A 2,806-nucleotide genomic window follows, 5' to 3' on the forward strand; every position below is an offset into this window, starting at 1 on the left:
TTTATTCATGTCGTCACAAATCCCCTTCATTATAAATAATAATATGCCATTCGAACGTATGCCGTCCAGTACTGACTTTCTACTTAGCAAGCAGGCACTGTCCGACACACACAAACACATTTTATCATTTTAGAGGATTAAAGTCCATAGTTATTTATAAAAATATTATTAAATTTTAAAGATTTCCGCCTGATTCCATTTCCAATCTTCTGTCCGCGGTACAAGGATTTTTGTCCGCATGCCAACGATTCAGGCGATACTGCGACGGCGTACAGCCCTCCACCTTTTTGAAGACATAACAGAAATATTCCATTTTCTCAAATCCGCAATGTCCTGCAATCTCCTGAACCTTCATCTCTGTTGTTGTCAGGAACAGCCGTGCATAATGCATGCGCACTTCATTGACAAACGTCATAGGGGCCATGCCAAAATGTTGTTTAAATGCTCTGGAAAAATAGCTGACGCTTGTCCCATAAAGTTGTGACAAACTGTTCAGATCCAATGGCTCTGCGTAATGTTCCTGAATATATTCATAAATTGTGTTCAGATCCAGACTCCGGTAATCCGTCCCTCTTGTATCATGTATCGTCAAAAACAAAGACTGCAGCATAACGGATGCTCTGAAATACTCCCCGGCTTCCCAAGTCTGAATCATGCTGTCCAGTTCCGCCGCCAGAACATTTCCGCTGACATTAAAGCGTTCCCCATCCTGAATATGGAGATATTGGAGCATTCCCGGAACACCCTCGCCATCAAACTGTATGATCATGATCCAGCATTCATCCCCTTTCAATGCCTTGCCGATGGCCATCTTGCCTTTTTCAATAAAAATGGCATCGCCCTTCCTGAGAATCGTCTGCTGACCGCTTTCTTCAATGTGGATTTTACCACTGCGCACTATGACAATAGTATAACAATCAAAAACAAGCCTTGTCTGCTGCTCATGGTTCTCAGTTTTACGCATAATGTTATCAATATATACACTTAATATCCTATAATTGTCAGTCTTGTCTGTCAATTTCGCATTTTTCATCTCTTTTTGCACCTATACTAGTTCAAAATTTCTATAATATAATATATTTTTAGAGTTTCAATTTGTTTAGAAAAGTTTTATAATAATATCAGATTGTTTGGAAAATACCAAAGAGCACAATTCAAATTAAAGGGAGGAGTTTTTTATGCTCAAGAAAATTTCTAATGGTTGTGTACATATCGTACAGAGATACTTGCCTGATCCATTTATCTTCTGTATCTTATTAACAATCGTCGTATTCATCGCAGCAATTCCTGCTGCAGGCGCTACACCACTTCAGGTTGTAGGCTTCTGGGGCACGAGCATCTGGAGTCTGTTAGCATTCTCAATGCAGATGGCTCTCGTACTCGTACTTGGTACAGCTATGGCTACTGCACCTCCTGTCAAGAGACTCCTTGACAAGATTGCAGGCGTTGCTAAGACACCTTTCTCAGCTATCGTTCTTGTAACTGTAGTTGGTACTGTTGCATCATGGTTAAACTGGGGCTTCGGTCTGGTTGTTGGTGCTCTTCTTGCAAAATCTATTGCCAAGAAGGTTAAAGGCGTTGACTACCGTCTGTTGATCGCTTCTGCATACTCAGGCTTCGTTGTATGGCATGCTGGTCTGTCAGGTTCTATTCCTCTGACAATCACAGAAGTTACAGAAGCTGTTACAGCTGCTACAGGTGGTGCTCTGACAGAATCCATCGGTATGGACAGAACAGTTCTTTCTCCATGGAACTTAATTGCCTGCCTGATTATCCTGATTCTTATGCCTTTACTGAATGCTAAGATGCATCCGGCAGCAGATGAAGTTGTTACAGTTGATCCTAAGTTACTTGTTGAAGAAGAAGTCACAGTTAGAAAAGCTTCTACTCCAGCTGAAAAACTTGAAGATTGCAAACCATTATCATGGCTCGTTGTTATCATCGGTGTTGTTTACCTTGTTCAGTATTTCGCAGCAGCAGGCAATCCTCTGAACGCACTGAACCTGAACATCGTTAACCTGATCTTCCTTGTACTCGGTGTTTTACTGAATGGTACACCTCTGAACTACGTTAAGGCTGTTAATGACGCTGTTAAGGGCGCCGGCGGTATCGTTCTTCAGTTCCCATTCTACGCTGGTATCATGGGTATCATGACAGGTACAGTTACAGAAGGCGGTCCTTCACTTGCCGGTGTTATCAGTAACTTCTTCGTTGCTATTTCCAATAACATCACATTCCCTCTGTTCACATTCCTGAGCGCCGGTATCGTTAACTTCTTCGTACCATCAGGCGGCGGCCAGTGGGCAGTACAGGCTCCTATCGTATTACCTGCAACTGTTAAAATGGGTCTTGACCCTGCAATTTCCTGTATGGCTATTGCCTGGGGCGATGCTTGGACAAACCTTCTTCAGCCATTCTGGGCTCTGCCAGCTCTTGGTATCGCAGGTCTTGGCGCAAGAGATATCATGGGATTCTGTGTTGTTGACCTTATCTTATCAGGTATCATCGTTTGTGCAACATTCGTTGTTGTCGGTTTGATCTAATCTGAACAGAATTTCATCAACAATTAAAAATTGATTTTTTAACAGTGCAGCTTTTAGCTGCACTGTTTTTTTTCAGAGCCAGATATCATTTTACATCACTTATGTCCGACTCTGAACAACTACTCTGCCTTCATACGCTTATGAATTTCTTCTCTGATCCGCTTCTCCACTTCCAATGCAATCTCCGTTGTCTTCATACCGGCATATTCCTCATAATACATCGGTTTCATATAATGGATCTGCACAGTTACAGGCTCTGTGGT

2 protein-coding genes are annotated in these 2,806 nt (G+C 42.2%); one reads left to right on the plus strand and one right to left on the minus strand.

Translation table 11 applies throughout. The features are described 5' to 3' along the window. Window positions 1–175: 175 nt before the first annotated feature. Window positions 176–1,033, minus strand: coding sequence for a helix-turn-helix domain-containing protein (locus WMO25_RS16960; protein WP_349086345.1), 858 nt, complete (start codon window positions 1,031–1,033; stop codon window positions 176–178). A 145-nt stretch (window positions 1,034–1,178) separates the two neighbouring features. On the opposite strand from WMO25_RS16960, the gene WMO25_RS16965 reads away from it, so the two are divergent. Continuing rightward, entirely contained in the window at window positions 1,179–2,543 is a 1,365-nt protein-coding gene (locus WMO25_RS16965; RefSeq protein ID WP_349086347.1) for a short-chain fatty acid transporter, read from the plus strand. Window positions 2,544–2,806 lie beyond the last annotated feature (263 nt).

This window comes from Coprococcus intestinihominis, from assembly GCF_040096555.1.
Taxonomy (GTDB): domain Bacteria; phylum Bacillota; class Clostridia; order Lachnospirales; family Lachnospiraceae; genus Coprococcus_A; species Coprococcus_A intestinihominis.

What these genes read in the sequence shown, in the direction of transcription:
- WMO25_RS16960 (WP_349086345.1), bottom strand. Translation starts at nt 1,033, where the DNA reads ATGAAAAATGCGAAATTGACAGACAAGACTGACAATTATAGGATATTA.
- WMO25_RS16965 (WP_349086347.1), top strand. Translation starts at nt 1,179, where the DNA reads ATGCTCAAGAAAATTTCTAATGGTTGTGTACATATCGTACAGAGATAC.